The sequence below is a fragment of the Paenibacillus sp. FSL H3-0286 genome (assembly GCF_045040705.1).
Classification (GTDB): Bacteria; Bacillota; Bacilli; order Paenibacillales; family Paenibacillaceae; genus Paenibacillus_AQ; species Paenibacillus_AQ odorifer.
This window is the reverse complement of the sequence record NZ_CP150285.1, coordinates 6,769,958-6,789,017: the sequence shown is the minus strand read 5'-3', so window position 1 is coordinate 6,789,017 and position 19,060 is coordinate 6,769,958. Positions and strand designations below refer to the sequence as shown.

Annotated in this window: 17 protein-coding genes; 12 read left to right on the top strand and 5 right to left on the bottom strand. The window is 46.9% G+C overall.

What is annotated here, in order from left to right; all coding sequences use genetic code 11:
- Positions 1–119: 119 nt before the first annotated feature.
- The 3 genes from MHB37_RS30250 to MHB37_RS30240 all read left to right on the top strand — a co-directional run bounded on the left by MHB37_RS30250 (position 120) and on the right by MHB37_RS30240 (position 3,361).
- Positions 120–794 (top strand): response regulator transcription factor, encoded by a 675-nt coding sequence (locus MHB37_RS30250; RefSeq protein WP_038573732.1) that lies wholly within the window; start codon positions 120–122, stop codon positions 792–794.
- On the top strand, positions 791–2,155 hold the full coding sequence (locus MHB37_RS30245) for a sensor histidine kinase (RefSeq protein WP_405168803.1): 1,365 nt from the start codon (positions 791–793) through the stop codon (positions 2,153–2,155). Before MHB37_RS30250 ends, MHB37_RS30245 begins: the two co-directional genes overlap by 4 nt.
- A 225-nt stretch (positions 2,156–2,380) precedes the next feature.
- Entirely contained in the window at positions 2,381–3,361 is a 981-nt protein-coding gene (locus MHB37_RS30240) for an alpha/beta fold hydrolase (protein WP_405168802.1), read from the top strand.
- A 65-nt stretch (positions 3,362–3,426) separates the two neighbouring features.
- Here the strand turns inward: MHB37_RS30240 and MHB37_RS30235 are convergent, their stop codons facing one another.
- The 3 genes from MHB37_RS30235 to MHB37_RS30225 all read right to left on the bottom strand — a co-directional run bounded on the left by MHB37_RS30235 (position 3,427) and on the right by MHB37_RS30225 (position 5,952).
- Complete coding sequence (locus tag MHB37_RS30235; RefSeq protein WP_076181960.1) at positions 3,427–4,248, bottom strand: class I SAM-dependent methyltransferase; 822 nt, start codon at positions 4,246–4,248, stop codon at positions 3,427–3,429.
- A gap of 157 nt (positions 4,249–4,405) precedes the next feature.
- Complete coding sequence (locus MHB37_RS30230; RefSeq protein ID WP_340011566.1) at positions 4,406–5,257, bottom strand: 1,4-dihydroxy-6-naphthoate synthase; 852 nt, start codon at positions 5,255–5,257, stop codon at positions 4,406–4,408.
- Complete coding sequence (locus tag MHB37_RS30225) at positions 5,257–5,952, bottom strand: futalosine hydrolase (RefSeq protein ID WP_081383981.1); 696 nt, start codon at positions 5,950–5,952, stop codon at positions 5,257–5,259. Before MHB37_RS30225 ends, MHB37_RS30230 begins: the two co-directional genes overlap by 1 nt.
- A 281-nt stretch (positions 5,953–6,233) precedes the next feature.
- On the opposite strand from MHB37_RS30225, the gene MHB37_RS30220 reads away from it, so the two are divergent.
- From MHB37_RS30220 to mprF, 8 genes are all read left to right on the top strand, one after another.
- Complete coding sequence (locus MHB37_RS30220; RefSeq protein ID WP_036682080.1) at positions 6,234–6,704, top strand: MarR family winged helix-turn-helix transcriptional regulator; 471 nt, start codon at positions 6,234–6,236, stop codon at positions 6,702–6,704.
- 196 nt (positions 6,705–6,900) lie between these two features.
- Positions 6,901–7,749: a neutral zinc metallopeptidase gene (locus MHB37_RS30215; protein WP_076191707.1), complete on the top strand. Its 849-nt coding sequence runs from the start codon at positions 6,901–6,903 to the stop codon at positions 7,747–7,749.
- Positions 7,750–7,864: 115 nt separating this feature from the next.
- Positions 7,865–8,266: a DoxX family protein gene (locus MHB37_RS30210; protein WP_036682076.1), complete on the top strand. Its 402-nt coding sequence runs from the start codon at positions 7,865–7,867 to the stop codon at positions 8,264–8,266.
- 17 nt (positions 8,267–8,283) lie between these two features.
- On the top strand, positions 8,284–9,234 hold the full coding sequence (locus tag MHB37_RS30205; RefSeq protein ID WP_076305812.1) for a ring-cleaving dioxygenase: 951 nt from the start codon (positions 8,284–8,286) through the stop codon (positions 9,232–9,234).
- Entirely contained in the window at positions 9,231–9,851 is a 621-nt protein-coding gene (locus MHB37_RS30200) for an alpha/beta hydrolase (protein WP_076124044.1), read from the top strand. Before MHB37_RS30205 ends, MHB37_RS30200 begins: the two co-directional genes overlap by 4 nt.
- A gap of 155 nt (positions 9,852–10,006) precedes the next feature.
- Positions 10,007–11,239, top strand: a complete 1,233-nt coding sequence (locus tag MHB37_RS30195) for a multidrug effflux MFS transporter (protein ID WP_405168801.1) — start codon at positions 10,007–10,009, stop codon at positions 11,237–11,239.
- A gap of 115 nt (positions 11,240–11,354) precedes the next feature.
- Complete coding sequence (locus MHB37_RS30190; protein WP_405168800.1) at positions 11,355–11,705, top strand: FlxA-like family protein; 351 nt, start codon at positions 11,355–11,357, stop codon at positions 11,703–11,705.
- 367 nt (positions 11,706–12,072) lie between these two features.
- Positions 12,073–14,739 carry a bifunctional lysylphosphatidylglycerol flippase/synthetase MprF gene (gene mprF, locus MHB37_RS30185; protein WP_405168799.1) on the top strand — a complete coding sequence of 889 codons (2,667 nt, stop codon included), beginning with the start codon at positions 12,073–12,075 and terminating at the stop codon, positions 14,737–14,739.
- 48 nt (positions 14,740–14,787) lie between these two features.
- Here the strand turns inward: mprF and MHB37_RS30180 are convergent, their stop codons facing one another.
- Both MHB37_RS30180 and MHB37_RS30175 read right to left on the bottom strand, forming a co-directional pair.
- The gene (locus MHB37_RS30180) at positions 14,788–16,260 is read right to left on the bottom strand and encodes an alpha-amylase (RefSeq protein ID WP_076191713.1); all 1,473 of its coding nucleotides are present in this window, start codon (positions 16,258–16,260) and stop codon (positions 14,788–14,790) included.
- A 141-nt stretch (positions 16,261–16,401) separates the two neighbouring features.
- Complete coding sequence (locus tag MHB37_RS30175) at positions 16,402–17,994, bottom strand: histidine kinase N-terminal 7TM domain-containing protein (RefSeq protein WP_076124039.1); 1,593 nt, start codon at positions 17,992–17,994, stop codon at positions 16,402–16,404.
- Positions 17,995–18,276: 282 nt separating this feature from the next.
- Between MHB37_RS30175 and MHB37_RS30170 the strand changes: the two genes are divergently transcribed.
- Positions 18,277–19,059, top strand: a complete 783-nt coding sequence (locus tag MHB37_RS30170) for an ABC transporter ATP-binding protein (RefSeq protein ID WP_036682061.1) — start codon at positions 18,277–18,279, stop codon at positions 19,057–19,059.
- The last annotated feature ends 1 nt before the right edge of the window (position 19,060 follow it).

Sequence of the window (19,060 nt, the reverse complement as noted above, 5' to 3'; positions counted from 1 at the left end):
ACCGTGTTAGACGCTCTTTTTCGGTTTGATCATCGTGTAGTCTCAAGACAACAGACAGTTTAGCCGAAAGTATAATATAGTATAATAGTAAGAATGGACAACAGGAAAAGAGGAAACGAATGCCTACTATACTGGTTGCTGACGACGATGCGAACATTCGCGAACTTGTCTGTTTATTTCTCCGCAACGACGGATTCGAAACAGTTGAAGCTGTGGATGGCAAGGAAGCGCTCGCCGTATATGCTGGAACACATGTCGATCTTGTCGTGCTGGATATTATGATGCCAAATATGGATGGTTGGATGCTTTGTAAGGAGCTCCGCAGAGCTAATCCTGATCTTCCATTACTTATATTGACTGCCAGAGGCGAAACCTGGGAGAAAGTGAAGGGCTTCGAATTAGGCACGGACGATTATTTAACTAAACCGTTCGATCCGTTAGAGCTGACGGTTCGTGTTAGGTCATTGCTGAAACGATATCGGATTGGCTCCACGCAGATGATCCAAATTGGCAATGTCATCCTTGATCGGCAGACCTATAAGGTGATGAAAGGTACGGAGTCATTTCCCTTACCCCTTAAGGAGTTCGAGTTGCTGTACAAGCTTGCTGGAACCCCTGGACAAGTATATACGCGCGAGCAGTTGATCGATCAAATTTGGGGAATTGATTATGCTGGAGATGATCGGACGATTGACGTGCATATCAAACGCCTGCGTGAACGGTTTGCGACTACTCCTGATTTTCGTATTGAGACGGTGCGTGGACTTGGCTACAGGCTTGAGGTGCATGAATGATCAGATCTATATATACACGCGTTGTTCTGACCTTCCTAGCCTCCGTAATCGGGGGCACAATCATTGCTTTGTTTGTGGCAACTTGGGTATTTGAAGACAAACTGAAAGAGAACATGCGAATTCCCTTATTGCATTTTGGACAGGATATAGTCAAAATTTACGAAACCTTTCCATTACGTGAAGCCAACTCTTTCGTAAGTGGGATGAAGCAGCTTGATTCCTACTATATCCGAATATTCGATGAAGCGGGTAAATTCCAATCTTACGGACTTAATGGGCACAAGCCGGTCCCTGTAACTATGGAAGAAATAAAAAAAGTTCTCGCAGGAGAAGTTTATCAACCTCATAACAGGAATACTTCTGCGCTTCTCCTAGGCTTGCAGTTGAGAACGGAAGACGGCACCAAAGCGATGTTTGTGGAGACGCTTAATCCCCCTTCCGTCACTGCCAGAAGGAATTTGATATTAAATTTCTTGCTCTATTCATTGATAGCTGGAAGCCTCTTGATTCTGGTAGCTGCGATGTTCTTAGTCAGACCGATCAAGAAGCTAACCAAAGCGACTAGACGAATAGCAGCTGGTGATTTCAACGTCGAGCTGAATATTAAGCAAACCGGTGAGCTAGGTACCTTGGCTCGCAGCTTTGAAGAAATGATGCACGATCTGCAGCAGCTTGAGCAGATGCGTAAGGAGTTTGTATCTAATGTGTCGCATGAGGTCCAGTCTCCGCTCACCTCAATATCTGGTTATGCGATTGCGCTCAAGCGAGTAGATCTTGCAGAACAAGAGAGAAATCGTTATCTTGATATTATTATCGCAGAAGCAGAGCGGATGTCTAAAATGAGCGACAGCCTGCTGAAGCTGAGTTTATTAGAATCGCAGTCACAGCAGCTACGGCTAATTACATTTAACCTGGATGAACAGATAAGAAGAGTAATCGTAGCGATTCAGCCGCAATGGTCGGCTCGTAATATCAGCTTTGACCTTGATCTGAAGCCTATTATCCTACTGGCTGACTACGACCTGTTAAGTCAGGTATGGACCAATCTCCTTGGCAACAGCATCAAGTTTTCTAAGGATAACAGTGTAATTAACGTCAGCCTCAAACAAGATATCAACAACGTGACCGTTCGGATAACAGACACTGGCATCGGGATTTCACTTGAGGATCAGCAACGTATATTTGAACGGTTCTTTAAGGCTGATCGATCCCACAGCCGTAAATATGGCGGCAGCGGGATGGGACTTGCCATTGTTAAACAGATCGTAACGCTTCATAAAGGGGATATCCGCGTGGAAAGCGAACCAGGCCAAGGAACGACCATCGTTGTCACCCTCCCAATTATAGCGCCGACAGAGTAATTAGCTTCCAGGCGGTGCCTTGCGAGGGCTTGAATGCATCCCGAATTTTTCATGCTACAGCAGTACAGGCAAGTTTTCTTGTCTTGTGCTGCCGTAGCATTTTTTTTACCTGTTCATTTTCAGTTCATATTGTCGTCATGAGGGGTACATCTTTGTTAGTTATGATCTCATTAGCGAAACGTTAAGGGAACTTAATAAACAGATTAAAGACAGGAGAAGATGAGGGTGACACAACAAGAGGACAAAAAAACGGGGAATGGACAGAAAAAACATAAACTGCGTAACCTGTTGCTCAAAATATTAGGAGCAATAGTGATCGTGGTCGTACTTTTTCTAGCCGTTGTCTATACAGTTAATGTGATCAGCAACAAAACAGATCAGAAAAAAATACAGCACTATGGTCAGTTAGTCCCTGTTGACGGGAAAAATATGAATGTTTTGATTCAAGGAGAAGGTAAACAGACGATCGTGCTCATACCAGGCTTTGGAACAGGAGCGCCAGCGCTTGATTTCAAGCCGTTGATTGATGAGTTATCACCATTCTACAAAGTGGTGGCGGTTGAACCGTTTGGGTATGGACTCAGTGATGAAACGAAAAAAGAACGAACTACAGAGAATATCGTTAGTGAAATTCATGAAGCCGTTCAGAATCTTAACATTGACCAATACATTCTAATGGGCCACTCGATTGGAGGTATTTACGGATTGGAATATGCGAAGAAATATCCAAACGAAGTGAGTGCTTTTGTGGGTATTGATAGTAGTGTTCCGGAGCAAGGCGGTATGGATGTTAAATTCCCAATTAAAAAATTAAAGCTGCTTAAAGATTCAGGGATTATAAGATTGGGCTTGCAATTAAGCGGTGACCCTTATGATGGACTGCCATTTGATGATGAAACCAAAAAACAAATGAAATTGATTTCGCTTAAAAATATGAACAATTCCACTACCTTAAATGAAATGGAACATATTTATCCTAACTTTGTTGCCTCCAGAGGCTTAACATTTGACAAGAATCTTCCCATTATCTTCTTTATACAAGCGAATAATACTACCGTGAAAGACTGGATTCCTCTACATGAAGGGCAAGTCAGGGATTCTGTGCATGGAAAAGTAATGACATTTGAAGGCGGACATTACTTACATCATTCAAAATCCAAAGAAATCGTAGAGAACCTAAGGGTATTCATGGAGGAAGTTAAATAAAAAAGAAGAAAACGCTCCGAACTCCTCATATGAGGGGGCGGGGCGTTTTTGGTTGCGATCGAAGATTATTTGATGCCGATTCTCATTCGGTAGCTGATTAGAACCTCTAATGTTCTGCCTTTAAAATGCTGTTCAACTGCGGCGGTGTAATCGGCGATGTCTTGCTCAAGCAAGGTAGCGTCTAGTTTCATTACGGTTTGCACTCCCCCTTGACTTAGGGTTAAACCAATATATCGCTGGGCATCGCAGGACTCTAGGTTGTGGAATACGATTTCTCTGGCAAAAGAGAAGGCCCCACTAGCTTTGATCCGTGACAAATGACCTTCTTTGTCCCATTTATGTGCTCTCTCCTCATTAGGTAAAAGCGAAGCCAGCAATTCTTCTGTTTTGGAGATCAGCTGGTTGTATCGTTCTTCTACATTTTGCTGAAGAGATAAAGGCCAATCGCAATCGTAGGCGGCAAAGACTCCGCCTTTTTTTAAGACCCGGGAGATTTCTTGCAGTGTACTTTCAGGATCCATCCAGTGGAATGATTGCGAGCAGGTAACTATGTCTACACTATCTGATGCAAGCGGAAGCTGGTTAGAGTAGCCTTGCACAAAAGTAATTGATTGGGGTTCTTCTAATCTGCTAAGTTTATCGATTGCTTTTCCCAACATATCTGGATTGGGTTCGATACCGATTACGCGTTCTGCGACATCGTTCCAGAGAAAAGTAGACAAACCCGTACCGCAGCCTATATCTGCGACGAGTGAAGGGGTGGTACCTAGGTAATCTGTTAGCAATTTGATAATCATCTCAGGGGCTTCGGGACGGTAGCGGTCATATTCATTTTGAAACCCCAAAAAGCGGTCGATGTTTTGTTTGCTGTTTTTTTCAGGTATCATGTGATCCTCCCTCATAGATCATGTTTATAGGTCTATTGTATAATCACTGATTCGATAAGCCAAATAATGTCTGGCTGGAAGGCTACGTAGAATAAATAAAATCCCCGGAGAACACCTTATAGGTGTGGCCGGGGATTGTTAAACTATCTGGTAAATGCTAACGAAGCAGTGCTGGATCGATTGCAGGCACAAGTCCTTCTGCCGCAGCACGATTAAGCAGGGCAGAGATTGCGGCATAGCCGTCCTCACCCAGATTCATCGAGAAGTCATTCACGTAGAGATCGATGTGGGATTTAGCCACTTCAGGAGCCAACTCTTGAGCATGGCTAAGCACATAGTCTCTGGAATCCGTTGGATGATCCCACGCATACTGAAGAGAGCTGCGAATCCAGCTGGTGATAGCATCGGCATCTAAATCACGGCGGGCAATGATAGCACCGAGAGGAATGGGCAGTCCGGTATCGCTTTCCCACCAGCTGCCTAGATCAGTCAGCATATTAAGACCATAAGAGGCGTAAGTGAAGCGGGCTTCGTGAATTACCAGCCCTGCATCGATATGGCCATCCCGTACGGCAGGCATAATCTCATCGAAAGGCATTACGACTATTTCGCCGATGCCTCCAGTTACATTTTGTGCTGCCCATAATCGGAAAAGCAAATAAGCCGTAGAGCGTTCGCTAGGTACAGCAATCCGGCGTCCGGCCAGCTTTTCTGGGCGTTTGACCGCATGGGGTCCACTTGCTGTAAGCAGCAGCGGGCCGCAGCCGCGTCCTAAAGCGCCGCCGCATGGCAGCAGTTTGTACCGCTCCAGAACCCAAGGCAGAGCAGCGTAGGAGATTTTGAGGACTTCTGGTCCTTCTCCGTCAGCAGCCAGCGTATTGGTAATATCAATGTCGGCATAGGTTACATTCAGCTTAGGTGCATTCGGGACAAGCCCGTGCGCCCAGGCATGAAATACAAAGGTATCGTTAGGGCAAGGGGAAAAAGCGATATTAAGCTCAGTTGTCATTACAGCACCTCCAGTAATATAGCGGCTGCCGCCGTTAATGCTTCCATTGCATCACCGATCTTCCAAGCGGCCCGGTCGCGGGGACCGACCGGGTTCGAGATGGCGCGGAGCTCCAGTACCGGGAGCCCCAGCGCCTGAGCGGCCACGGCAACTCCGTGGCCTTCCATCGCTTCCGCGACGGCATGGGGATGCCGCGCGAGATGGGCGGCGGCCGTCTCCGCGGTGCCGGTCGCCGTCGAGACCGTAAGCACGGTGCCCGTGCTTACGGGTAACCCGGCCGCAGCCAGCGCGGCCGAAACCGCTTGCACCGTGCCGCGGTCAGCCGGCACGGACACGCTGCCGAAGCCGAGCTCGGCAGCGCTGCGGAAGCCCTCCGGCGTCTCGGCCCCGAGGTCGGCGGCAATCATCTCGCTGGCTACAACCAGCGAGCCTAAAGGCGCCAGCCCCGGGAATCCGCCGCCGATCCCGACGCTCAATACGCAGCCGTAAGAACCGGCTGCGAGTGCCGCGGCGGTTCCCGCCGCCGCCGCTGCCGGCCCTGCGCCGGCAGCGATAACATGGAACCTGTCGCTGCCTTGCAGGCCGCGCAGGACCGCGTCACGCTCCGCGTCTACGGCTGTCACGATCAGCACGCGTCGTGCACCAGCCTGCCCCTCCATAGCTTCTTCGGTAGGGGTTGGATTGAACGAACTCATCAGGTCGCCTCCTTTAGGGTATTGAAATCGCTTACTAAAGAGTCATTCGTAAAGACAAGAATACGCCCTTTTATAGGTCAGGTCAAACTTGGGGTGATTTTTATCACTCCCTGTAAAGTGTCATAGGAAAACTTACCGATCTCTAGACGGAAGTAACTTTTTTAGCGATGAGGTTGACAAGGAGGATGGGAAGTCGTATAGTTATCTTAACTTAAAGATATTTAATGTAAAGACAAATAAATGGATTGAATACAAGTTTGATTGAAGTGGAGGTGGAATTGATGAGTGATAAACAAGTAAATCTGCGTAATACAGAGAGTGCACCTGACGAAGAACAAGCCGCCTCACTGAAATTGTTTGTAGTCTTATCTAAGGCTTATAAGAGCCTAATGGATCATGCGGTGAAGGATATGAAGAGTTATGGCTTGGCTTCGGCTGAATTCATGGTGCTTGAAGTACTTTACCATAGAACGCGGATTCCGCTGCAACAGATCGGGGAGAAAATTCTCGTTACGAGCGGAAGCATTACCTATAATATCGACAAGTTGGAGAAAAAGGGACTGCTGAAACGTGTACCCTGTAGCGAGGATCGCCGCGTTACTTATGCGGAGATTACGGATGCAGGCCGTGAACTGTTTGATGAGATTTTCCCTCGTCATGTAGCCTCAATTCATGATTTGATGGGTGGATTAGATAAGGAAGAGAAAGTCCAGGCTATCGAATTAATGAAAAAGCTTGGCAAAGGTGTGTAGGCGCTGCGAACATGACGAATAACTAGGCGCCTCTATAAGGTTGGAAGTAGTTCGGCTCCATCCTCATTCTCCCAACTCCAGTAAGTATAAGTGAAACCCTGCTTTTTTGGGTATATCACTAATAAGATATTTAACTTAACGAAGCCAGGTAGCCATTTACTTAAGATTACCTGATATTTCGACTGGGGGCTTGGCCATGAAATGGCAGGGAAGAAGAGGGAGTTCGAACGTGGAGGACCGCAGAGGCATGAGCGGCGGCGGCAAGATGATTGGTGGCGGAATCGGAGGAATTATCCTTGTCCTGGTCATCACGTTACTCAGTGGAGGCAATGCCGGGGATATCCTGGGAAGTTTGACTTCCACAGGCTCCAGTTCAACGGCCCCTTATGAACAGACCGCAGAGGAGCAAGAGCTTGCGGAGTTTGTATCGGTAGTTCTTGCCGACACAGAGGAGGTTTGGGGTGAGATTTTTCAGCAGCAGGGAATGACCTATACGGACCCCACCTTAGTGCTATACAGTGGGAGTGTAGACTCTGCTTGCGGAACAGCCACCTCGGCAGTTGGTCCCTTCTACTGTCCGGGCGACGCCAAACTATATATTGATCTGAGCTTTTATGATGAGTTGCAGCAACGCTTCCACGCGCCGGGCGACTTCGCCATGGCTTATGTCATTGCCCATGAGGTTGGACATCATGTACAGACATTACTAGGCACCTCGAAACAGCTCGATTCCCTTCGCCAGACGTTGAGTGAGAAGGAGTACAACAAATATCAGGTTCGTTTTGAGCTGCAGGCTGATTATTTGGCCGGTGTCTGGGCCAATCATGCTCAGGGAATGAATCTGCTGGAGGAAGGCGACTTAGAGGAAGCTCTGGCAGCTGCAAGCGCCGTCGGAGATGATACGATTCAGAAGCAGGCTCAGGGCTATGCAGTGCCGGATAGTTTCACTCACGGTACCTCAGAGCAGAGAAAGCGCTGGTTCTACAAAGGTTTTAACTCGGGTACGATTAAGGGCGGCGATACGTTTAACGCCTCCGAGTTGTAGATAGAAGAGGGAAGAGGAGAGCAGCCCATAGGTTATTCCGGTTCGCCGGGCGCTCTTTTTTACCCAATATCTTAACATTAAGATAATTAAATCAAAGGAATAGGGGAAGGTAAAAATGATAAGTGTAGGACTGTTATTAATGAGATTGGTGATTGGGCTTGCTTTTATAGGACATGGCGCACAAAAGCTATTTGGATGGTTCGGAGGTTACGGTCCGAAGGGTACGGGAGGCTGGATGGAGTCCATCGGAATCAAACCGGGGGTGACTATGGCGATTTTAGCAGGGATTATGGAACTGGTGGGCGGATTTATGTTCGCGGCAGGACTGTTAACGCCTGTTGCAGCGGTGTTGATCGCTGCCACGATGCTGGGGGCAATCGTTAAGGTTCATGCTCCAAATGGTTTCTGGTCCACTTCGAACGGAATTGAGTTTCCACTCACGGTTTTGGTATTTGCGGTAGGTGTGGCGCTTACGGGACCAGGTTCGATTTCTCTAGATGCATTGTTTTTTAACTAAGAAGGGAGTTTATAATAATGACACTTCAAACTGCAGGAATACATCATATTACAGCTTTTGTCGGAGACGCTCAGCGCAATGTTGATTTCTACGCCGGGATTCTGGGCCTACGGCTCGTGAAAAAAACGATTAATTTTGATGCTCCAGAGGTCTATCATTTATACTTTGGGAATGAGCAGGGTTCGCCGGGAACGATTATTACATTTTTCCCTTCGCCTGTAGGGCGTAGAGGCAGAATAGGCAGTGGTCAAGTTGGCGTAACGATCTACGCAGTGCCGGTCGGTGCTCTGCAATTCTGGGAACAACGCCTTGCTGAATACGGAATTTCGGTTACAAAAGGAAGTCGGATCTCGGAACCCTATTTATCTTTTGCCGATTACGACGGTCTGCGGATTGAACTGGTGGAACGTGAGGAAGGCCCGCTCAGTAAGTGGTCCTTTGGTGGGATTCCTACTAAATACGCGATCAAAGGTTTTGGCGGGGCTGTGCTGTATAGCAGCAATCCGTTGCAAACAGCCGAGACACTTGTTCATACGCTGGGTATGGAACATATTGCTGACGGAGATGGATATACTCGCTATAGAACCAATGGGGAGCTAGGTAATATTATTGATTTGAAGACATCACCCGTTCCGCTCGGAGCGGGAGGTGCAGGGACAGTTCATCACATCGCGTGGCGGGCAAAGGATAATGCAGAGCAACTGGAATGGTCGCGCCATGTACAGAGTCATGGGCATAGACCTACACCCGTTCAAGACCGTCAGTATTTTAATGCGATCTATTTCCGTGAAAGAGGAGGAATCCTGTTCGAAATCGCTACAGATCCTCCAGGTTTTGCCCGTGATGAAGCCCCAGATGCGTTGGGTGAAAAGTTGATGCTGCCGTCCTGGTTTGAGCCGCATCGCGCGGCCATCGAAGAAAACTTAACGCCTATTCAAGTAAGAGAAATTGAGGTGAAGCAGGGATGATTCATGTATTCCGTAAAGGTAAAGATATAACTAAACCTACATTAGTGTTGTTTCATGGCACAGGTGGTAATGAGCAGGATTTGCTGCCGCTGGCTGAGATGTTATCCCCAGATTCATCGGTGCTAGGTATACGGGGCAATGTGCTGGAGAATGGCATGCCACGATTCTTCCGTCGGCTGGCAGAAGGAGTGTTCGATGAAGCGGACTTAGTTTTCCGTACCCATGAGATTAAGCAGTTTCTGGATGAGGCGGCAGAGAAATACGGGTTTGATGCCAATAATCTGGTAGCGGTTGGTTACTCTAACGGTGCAAACATTGCTGGTAGCCTTCTGTTTCATTATAAGGACATTTTCCGCGCGGCAGTGCTGTTGCATCCGATGGTGCCATTACGCAATGTGGAGCTTCCTTCTCTTGAAGGGGTGTCTATCTTTATTGGGGCAGGTACGAATGATCCGCTAATAACATCTACGGAAACTCAGGAGCTAGAGGGGATTCTGCAGAAAGCAGGCGCTGAGGTTACAACCCATTGGGGCAACCAAGGTCACCGCTTGAGTATGGCGGAAGCCGAAGCCGCCAAAGATTGGCTACAGGGGTTTAGTACATCTCAAAATGCATAAAACAATTAGGATAACCGCCTTTTGGCGGTTATTTTTAAGTTATTAGCCCCGAATGAGGCCTTATAAAAGGATTGATCATTTGAGTTCCTTTACGTTAGTATGAAGAATACAAAAAAAGGCCCCCGGGTTGCTTTAGAAAGGTTGACGTAAGGATCATGATTGGAATGCAAAATGCTAATAAACTTGCTGTAGATGGACCCTCAAGGAAGCAGAGATTGCAACTTGCTGTTATTCTGGGCTCCATTACAACCATTGGGCCGTTGTCGATTGACATGTATTTGCCAGCACTGCCTACACTTGTCGACGATTTCGGTACGACAGCTGCTTTGGTGCAGCTAAGTCTCACCTTCTTTTTATTGGGACTGGCCTCGGGTCAGTTAGTAGCTGGACCACTGAGTGATGTATATGGACGTCGCCGTCCACTGCTTATAGGGATGTTCATCTATGCCGTTTCCTCAGTGCTATGTGCTTTTAGTCCTTCGATTGGACTTTTAATTGTTTTGCGGTTTATTCAAGGTCTTGCTGGTTCAGTGGGTGTAGTTGTCTCTAGGGCGGCTGTGCGTGATCTGTACAGTGGCTCTGAACTAACGAAATTTTTCTCTTTATTGATGATTGTTAATGGTCTGGGTCCGATTTTGGCTCCAGTCATTGGAGGCCAGCTCTTAAGAGTGACTACATGGCAGGGGATATTCCTCGTATTATTTGCTGCCGGAATTATTTTTTGCTTAACGATTCTCCTGCGCTTGCCTGAGACATTGCCGAAGGAGCGGCGCTCCAAGAGTGGGTTGAAGGGTACTTTGCTTACCTTTAAGGTGTTACTTGGCAACCGCAAGTTTATGGGTTATGCCTTGTCCCAAGGTTTTGTTACAGCGTCTATGTTCGCTTATATCTCTGGGTCATCTTTTGTTTTGCAAAATATTTTTGCGGTTACTCCGCAGGTATATAGCTTGATCTTTGCTGTGAACGGGATTGGGATTATTATTACAGGTCAAATTGCCGGCAGACTTGCTGGTAAGGTGAGTGAGACGAAGCTACTGCTTAGCGGGTTGCTGCTCTGTACAATGGGGGGCGTCTTGCTGCTGCTTACGATCCTGATAGGGGGAGGGCTGATCCCTATTCTAATCTGTCTGTTCGCTGTTGTCTCCAGTGTGGGGATTGTCGGCGCAACCAGCTTCTCACTTGCAATGCAGGACCAAGGAGAAGCCGCAGGCAGCGCTTCGGCCTTGATAGGGCTGATCCCGTTGCTGCTTGGTAGCTGTGTAGCACCGCTTGTGGGTCTTGGAGGCGTAGATTCAGCCCTTCCAATGGCGATTGTGATTGCCTGTACGGGTGTTCTCTCTATTCTGTCTTATCTTCTGTTGGTCAAACGGGGGAATTCCAATTCCTAACAGTTTATCCTTATAACCTTGAAAGAGAGCAATACTTTCAGCAAACTTTCAGCGGGTTTTAACGTTCCTTATCTGCAAAAGGATTATATTGGAGGTAAGGAAGGGAGGGATGATTATGAGTATATCCGCAGTCTCAGGTTCTACATCGTATACTACCTCGACGTCTAGTACTACAGATACCAGCGCGCTCGAGAAACAAAAAGCGAAGCTGGAAGCCGAATTGGACAAGATTGATGCCAGCTCGGATGACGCGAAGACCAAAGAAACGAAAACGAAACAAATTGAGCAGCAGATCAAGCAAATCGAGGCACAAATTTCCCAGAAGTCGCAGAGCAGTGCTTCCGCTGCAAGCAGTAGTGCAGAAGCACCTGCCAAACCTGCAAACAACGCGCTTGCTGCGGCAAGTCCGCAAGAAATCTCTACCGCAACAACGAATAGCCAAGGCAGATTTGATATTCGTGTATAGACCATACTAAGTCGTGTTACATAACAAAAAGGGCATCCTTTGCCGTGAGGGATGTCCTTTTTGTTATGTATTTTTAAGTTTAGACTACAATTTAAATGTTCTTTTATCACATTGTTGGCCAATACTAGAAAGATACCCCTAAAATAAAGTTCCGTCATATTGATCTGTCCAGCTTCGTAATATATTAACTATGCTTATCCTCATTTCCCAAAAAATCTTTAACTGTTGCAGGGGTTAGGGATTTGCTGGCAGTCTAATAGAGTAGGTGTTGATTATCACGGGTCTTCTATTCCAAGAATTGCTATAATGGACTAGTTGTAAAAATTGTCTAGCACAACGTGTGTCAGCGGTAAAGGCAGGTGGGCTCATGCATTCAAAGCAACAGACATTAGAAAGATTCAAAATTGTAAGACTGATCTTATCTATCTATCGGATCCGGGCGGTCAGAGCTCTTTTTCCAGTGGCTATCATAGCGTTCGTATACTGGGAGGGGCAACATGAGCTGAAGCAGGTTCATTTAGGACTTATAATGCGTGAACTAAGGCGAGTACCTACGTCTGCTATTTTGCAAATGATTGGTTTTGCACTTCTTTCCGTAGCTGTGATGAGTGCTTATGATTATTTGATTCGGGCCCATTTTCGTTTAAAAGTAGGGCTGTGGAGTACCTTTCGGTATGCATGGATTGCTAATACATTTAATAACTTGATTGGGTTTGCAGGTCTGGCTGGAGTTGGTTTAAGGACGCTGCTGTATAAAAAAAGCGGAGTGCCGACCTCCGTACTAACACCCGCCATTGTATTTCTATCGCCGCTTATGATTACCGGGTTATCACTACTTTCATGGGCGAATATCTTTGGTTTACTCCCGGCAACGGCTTTGCTGGAAGAACATCGCTGGCTGGTATTTGCAGTATGGGGTATGGCGCTTTATTTGCCGGTTTTTGTGTTTGTGCAGCGCTCATCGGTTTATGCGAAATGGATTAACCGGGGAAAAGGCAGAACATCCTGGCTTACAGTCGTTAACTCCGTCGGTGCTTCCTTTCTGGAATGGAGCTTTGCTGGCGTGACGTTTTGGACCATCAGCAGCCATCTCTTGGATGAGGTCCATTTTATAGCTATCTTTGGTATATTTACGATTGCTGCTATTGCCGGAATCTTGAGTATGGCACCCGGCGGTATCGGTGCATTTGACCTTATCGCCTTGCTCGGGCTGACACAGCTTGGCTACCAGACCGATAAGGCGATGGCGGTGCTTGTCATCTTTCGATTGTTTTATTATGTCATTCCTTGGTTGATTGGATTGGTGCTGGCTGCACTGGAAATTGGTCTGCAAGGAAAAAAGGATCAAGATCGTTCAGTTCCAGGGTTCGAACCCTCTCTTAACAAATGGCAGAAGATCTGGGGCTGGCCGGGTCAGTATACCTTTCTGAGCGATCTTGGGATGTGGGCTCTTGGTAAGCTGGTACTAGCTAGCGGGCTTATTCTCTTACTATCTGCAGCAGTACCCGGATTGCTGTATAGGTTGAAGATTACGGAGGAAATATTGCCGTTTCCCGTAATGCAGCTTTCTCATCATCTGTCTGTACTTATTGGTTTTATGCTGATTTTATTGTCGCGGGGCATTACATTGCGGGTCCATAGTGCATATGTATGGACTAGCATACTTCTGTTTATTGGATCATTGTTTGCAGTCACTAAGGGTTTTGATTATGAAGAGGCGCTTTTGCTACTTATAGTAGCGCTTATTCTTTGGATATCCAGATCGCGGTTTTATCGGATTAGTGCGCCAATCAGCAGACAGAGCGCGATCCGGTGGTTTGTCCTCACTTCAGTAATTGCACTAAGCTACTATCTGATGGGCTGTTATGTACATCGTGGATTTCTGAAGCATCTGCCTCCGGGTGTACAGCCTGAATGGTTGCAGCGATATAGTCATGTTGCATTTACGGCAGTGGGAGGATTGGTCTTGTCTTGGGTACTGCTCATAATGTGGGTAAACCTCAGGCCCCATCATAAGGAGAACGAGCTGTTCGGGACCTTGGATGTAGCTAAGCTGAAACATTTTCTAGATGGAGTTCAAGGCAATACCTTAACTCATACTTTGTTTTTGGGTGATAAGGGCTTCTTCTGGGCTCAGAACGATAAAGTGCTGCTCGCTTTCGCCAGAGTTAGGGATAAACTCGTTGTGCTGGGTGATCCGCTGGGAGAGAGAAGCTTAATAAGTGAAGCCATCAGTGAATTTAGACAAGCTGCAGATCAGTATGGTCTGGTTGTAGTTTTCTATCAAGCTTCACCTGCTTTTTTATCGGTCTATCAGGAGCAGGGCTATCGCTTTTTTAAGCTGGGTGAAGAGGCAGTGATAAGCCTTGATAACTTTGCACTCAGTGATCTGAAGAATGGTGATCTGCAAAGGGTAAGCGATCGTTTTGAACGGGAAGGCATGATTGTTGAAATTACAGAAGCGCCGCATGCTGATAGTTTGCTGAGAGAACTGCGAACGATTTCGGACGAGTGGTTGAATGGCCGAGCGGAAAAGGGTTATTCGTTAGGGTGGTTTAAGGTCGAGTATCTGCAACGGGCTCCCATTGTGGTGCTGCGGAACACCAAAGGTACAATACTGGCATTTGCTTCTATTGCCCCAGGGTATGATCAAGGATTGACCCTGTCCGTAGATTTGTTGCGCCAGCGGAAGAATGTGCCAAACGGGACGGTAGATTATTTATTGGTTTGTATGCTGGAATGGGCGAAGTCCAAGGGGTATCGGCGATTTAATCTAGGCAACACTCCTCTATCATCCAGTGGGGGTCAGGACCCCGGAGCTCTGAAGGAGGAGAAGCTGGCTCATCAAGTGTTTAATAGAGGTGGGCATGGGCATGGTTACGGTTTTGCCAGATTGCGTCGTTACAAGGAAAAGTTCAATCCAGAGTGGGAGCCGCGTTACTTAGCTTATCCAGCGTCCCTAACATTACCCGTCTTAACGCTGGATCTGGTGAGGCTTGTAACCCGCCATCCGGAGCATAAAACGAATAACTAAAAAAAGGTGCCCAACGCCAAACGGCGTTGGGCACCTTTTTAATCAGGTTTACTTCTTGTCAGCTTCTGCATCTGGCAAAGCCCAGACGGAGACGCTGCCGCCATTGACCGGGAAGGTCGCCCAACCATCTTTTTCAATGGTTATGGTGGCTTTATGGTTATGGGTGAAATCCACCCATGCTTCACCGGCGCGATGTTCTCCTACGAACATTCTCTTCTGGCCATTCTCACCATTACTGATCACAACCGCACAACCGGAGTGTTCAATATCCTCCACGCCGAGCCGTGTCCAGCCAATCGTGTTAGGATGATCGAAATAATCCTTCTGTTCACCATAAGCTTTGTGATAGCGGGTATACAGCAGAGGGTCAATCGCATCTTTTTTACCTGCTACAGGTGTTGGTCCTTCGATCCCATAATAATCCCCGTAAAAGACCACAGGATATCCATCCCGTCGCAGCAGGATAAGCGCGTAAGCACTTTGCTTGAACCAATCATCTACCCAGGATTCCAGGGCTTCGTGAGGCTGAGAATCATGATTGTCAACGAAGGTTACAGCATTGGTGGGATGGGTCTGCACCAGTGTGTCATCAAGAATTTTGGTCAGATCATAGTTTCTGCCCTCCAAAGAAGCTGAATGCAGCTTGTAGTGAAGGGATACATCGAAGAGGTCAATTTTATAATCGACGGTATTCAGAAATTGTCGACAGGACTCTAAGTCGGAATTCCAGAATTCACCGACGATATAGAAATCCTTCTCGCATTTATTAAACATCTCTACCGCGAATTCTTTAACAAACTCATGGTTGATATGTTTGATGGCGTCCAAGCGGAAGCCGCTGCAGTGGAGGGTATCCACCAGCCATTTTCCCCATTGGATCATTTCTTTTTTGACTTCCGGATGGCTGTAATCAATATTAGCGAACATTAGATAATCATAGTTTCCGAACTCGTCGTCAACATTCTGATTCCACGCTTTATTCTCGCCTACTATACGGAATACGCCGGTTCGCTCTTCTTTGGCGTCAAAGTCAGTGCCGTTAAAATGATTGTGATTCCACTTAAAGGCAGAGTGTTCATTCCCGCGGCCAGGGAAGGTGAATTTTGTCCAGCCCTCAATCTCGAAAGGTTTCGAAATTTCTTTCATCCGATCATTGGGGTCGACCTCGATGACTTGGAATACTTCCTTTTCATCCGCGCCAGCCTTATGATTCATCACCAAATCAACGTAAACGGCGATGCCATTCTTTTGACATTCCGAAATTGCGTTGATCAGTGCTTGTTTGGTGCCATATTTGGTGCGTACCGTACCTTTTTGGTCATATTCGCCCAGATCGTATAGATCATACACGCCATAGCCTGTATCGTCAGCGGAGACGGCCTTTGTCACAGGAGGTACCCAAACAGAATCAATGCCTACGGCTTTTAGCGCGGGTGCAGTTTCTTTTAAGCGATCCCAGTGTTTCCCGTCCGCAGCAACATGCCATTCAAAAAACTGCATCATTGTATGGTTCCTCATTATTTCTTACGCCTCCATATCCCATCAAGCAAATTTTACTCTCAACACTCTGATTAGTTTTTCAGATAACTCTTATTAAACTTAAAAACAGACTATGAAAAATAAGGCCAGTTGTTGAATGCGCAGGAAGGGACATGATTGTCATTAAACAGGCTTGAAAAGAATGATTTCTGACCTTTGGGAGAGATGCACAGCGTTGCGTCCATTCCGTTTGGAGCTATACAGAGCATGGTCGGCTTCAGATAGCAGTTCTTCTAGAGTGGCCTCTGGATTTAGGGCCTCCACAACTCCAAAGCTTGCGGTCACATTAATGGGCCCGATGACGGTATATAAGGTGCTTTGTTCAATATCCGCGCGGATAGTTTCGCAGAGCAATGCTGCTTGCTTCAGTGACGTCTCTGGCAGACAGATTACAAATTCCTCACCACCATAACGGCCAAAGAGATCTCCCTCCCGCAGATGTCTGCTGCACACCTGGACAATATGCTGTAGAGCTTGATCTCCATATTGATGCCCATAGCGGTCATTAATGCTCTTGAAGAAGTCCACATCCAGCAAAATCATAGATAATGAGCTTCGCAGGCTGGCAGCCCGGGCAAGCAATGCTTGACTCAGCTCCAAAAAATAGGAGCGGTTATAGATACCCGTTAGGCTGTCCATCGTAGCCAATTGACGCAGCTTCTCCTGAAGCAGTATTCGTTCAGTCACGTCAATCAGCATGATCATCTGTCCTGCTATGTGCCCTTCTTGTTTCTGTACCGGAGAGGAGCGGATTTGATAATAGCAGATCTCCTCTGCTTTGTTCCAAGCCACTTCCCGTTCTTCGCGCAACAGTGGCTCGGCATCCATCACATAGGACAAGGCATCTTTGCCTGCGTTAAGAAACAATTGTGCTAGCGGTTTGCCAATCGATGAGGAGTTGAGCCCCTCTATCATATCCGCGGCTGCACGATTGTAATCGACGAGCATGTCCGAGCGGTCGGTGACAAGCACTCCCTCCCGCATGCTCTCGAACAGATTCTCACGAGCAATAGGTGCAGCCGTTAACATGCCCCGGGATAAAATAGCCCAAATATATAGGGAGGAGGTTAGGCTCATAATGATCGGGACGGGATCCATTCCGTAAGGAGTCAAGCCTATCAGATACAAAAAAGCGCCGAGGGTTGGAAGGCTTAACCCGATTATTATTGTGATGATCTGCCTGCGGTATACCCTTTTCATCCGGTTCCACTGCCATATCATGAGGCAAATGGCTGCCAGCAGACAGCCGAAAGTAAAGCTGCCGTGAACGATATACCAAGGTCCCATCACAACATCAACGAGTGGGGTGGGCGTATTTTCCCGTAAATAAATGGATTTATAGAAGAGATGATGGTAATCATTGGTCCAGACCAGCAGCGTTGTAATGAATGGAATGATAAATAACGCCGCCCGTATGCCTTTTTTAAACAGCGTCTCCAGCCCAACGAAATGGATCACCATGATTAGACTAGCCGGCGCAATAAAGGGCATCCCCAGATATTCTAACTTAATCCAGAAGCTGATTTCCTCCAGAGTTTTCCCCGATAATTCTAATGCGAAACCGAAGGTGTAAATAGCAGAGGTAAAGGAGCTTATAACAAAAGCCCTGATTCCTAAGAAATCAGTTTTTTTATAATAGGCGAAAAGGGCTAGTAAGACACTCAGCACACCTGATATAGCAACAATTACAATATAATTCGAGATTATAGATCCCATGGGTCTATTGTCACCTACCGAGGAAAGATATGGATAAATATTACCACATATCTGCGGATATAAAAAAAATACTTCGGGTTTGTGGTCAAAAAAATGTCTCCTAGACAAAATGACGCAATTTAACAGGAGCTATTTTACTAATTGTCTAGTGAGAGTCCAGTGAGCAGCGTGTAACATGTTAGTTAATAATACATGCAATAGAAGTTTTCTTTATTTTATCTAAATAGCGTCAGTTTATATAACATTATAAACATGGCTTATTTTGAAAAGGGGGGGCTGAGGATGTCATCACTAGCGACAAATATTCCTGAGATTCAGCTGGAAAATGTTGAAATGCGTTATCGGACAGAAGCTGCGGAAGTGCTTGCCCTGCATCAGGTGAGTCTTGATATTGCAAAAGGGGAGTTCGTCTCCCTGCTCGGACCTTCCGGATGTGGCAAAACGACGCTGCTTAGACTGATGGCCGATCTCATAGCACCAACAGGCGGGAACATTGTGGTAGCTGGGAAAAGTGCCAGAGAAGCCAGGCTGGCGCAAAAATATGGCATTGTTTTTCAAAGTCCAGTTTTATACGACTGGCGGAAAGTGAAGCATAACATCACATTGCCACTGGAGCTGATGGGGGTAAAGAAGTCAATCCGTGAGGAAAAGGCGATGGAGCTTCTTGATCTGGTGGGGCTGCAGAGCTTTGCGGATAAATATCCGTGGCAGCTCAGCGGCGGGATGCAGCAGCGTGTAGCGATTGCCAGAGCACTATCGATGGAGCCGGAAATTCTGCTCATGGATGAGCCGTTCTCTGCACTGGATGAATTTACGCGTGAGCGATTGAATGAAGAGTTATTGTCTGTCTGGAGTAAAGTGCAGAACACAATTGTTTTTGTAACTCATAGTATTCCTGAATCTATATTCCTCTCTGACCGGGTGTTTGTTCTTTCCCCGCATCCAGGTCGCTTGTCCGCTGTGGTCGAAATTCCTCTGCCACGTCCGCGAACGGCGGAAATGAGAAATAGCCCAGAGTTTTTCGAACTGATCGCACGTATTCGCGACAGCTTCGAAGGGGTGTAGT

What these genes read in the sequence shown, in the direction of transcription:
- MHB37_RS30225 (WP_081383981.1), bottom strand. Translation starts at nt 5,952, where the DNA reads ATGAGTTCGTTCAATCCAACCCCTACCGAAGAAGCTATGGAGGGGCAG.
- MHB37_RS30215 (WP_076191707.1), top strand. Translation starts at nt 6,901, where the DNA reads ATGAAATGGCAGGGAAGAAGAGGGAGTTCGAACGTGGAGGACCGCAGA.
- MHB37_RS30235 (WP_076181960.1), bottom strand. Translation starts at nt 4,248, where the DNA reads ATGATACCTGAAAAAAACAGCAAACAAAACATCGACCGCTTTTTGGGG.
- MHB37_RS30230 (WP_340011566.1), bottom strand. Translation starts at nt 5,257, where the DNA reads ATGACAACTGAGCTTAATATCGCTTTTTCCCCTTGCCCTAACGATACC.
- MHB37_RS30220 (WP_036682080.1), top strand. Translation starts at nt 6,234, where the DNA reads ATGAGTGATAAACAAGTAAATCTGCGTAATACAGAGAGTGCACCTGAC.
- MHB37_RS30200 (WP_076124044.1), top strand. Translation starts at nt 9,231, where the DNA reads ATGATTCATGTATTCCGTAAAGGTAAAGATATAACTAAACCTACATTA.
- MHB37_RS30190 (WP_405168800.1), top strand. Translation starts at nt 11,355, where the DNA reads ATGAGTATATCCGCAGTCTCAGGTTCTACATCGTATACTACCTCGACG.
- MHB37_RS30250 (WP_038573732.1), top strand. Translation starts at nt 120, where the DNA reads ATGCCTACTATACTGGTTGCTGACGACGATGCGAACATTCGCGAACTT.
- MHB37_RS30205 (WP_076305812.1), top strand. Translation starts at nt 8,284, where the DNA reads ATGACACTTCAAACTGCAGGAATACATCATATTACAGCTTTTGTCGGA.
- MHB37_RS30210 (WP_036682076.1), top strand. Translation starts at nt 7,865, where the DNA reads ATGATAAGTGTAGGACTGTTATTAATGAGATTGGTGATTGGGCTTGCT.
- MHB37_RS30245 (WP_405168803.1), top strand. Translation starts at nt 791, where the DNA reads ATGATCAGATCTATATATACACGCGTTGTTCTGACCTTCCTAGCCTCC.
- MHB37_RS30195 (WP_405168801.1), top strand. Translation starts at nt 10,007, where the DNA reads ATGATTGGAATGCAAAATGCTAATAAACTTGCTGTAGATGGACCCTCA.
- mprF (WP_405168799.1), top strand. Translation starts at nt 12,073, where the DNA reads ATGCATTCAAAGCAACAGACATTAGAAAGATTCAAAATTGTAAGACTG.
- MHB37_RS30170 (WP_036682061.1), top strand. Translation starts at nt 18,277, where the DNA reads ATGTCATCACTAGCGACAAATATTCCTGAGATTCAGCTGGAAAATGTT.
- MHB37_RS30175 (WP_076124039.1), bottom strand. Translation starts at nt 17,994, where the DNA reads ATGGGATCTATAATCTCGAATTATATTGTAATTGTTGCTATATCAGGT.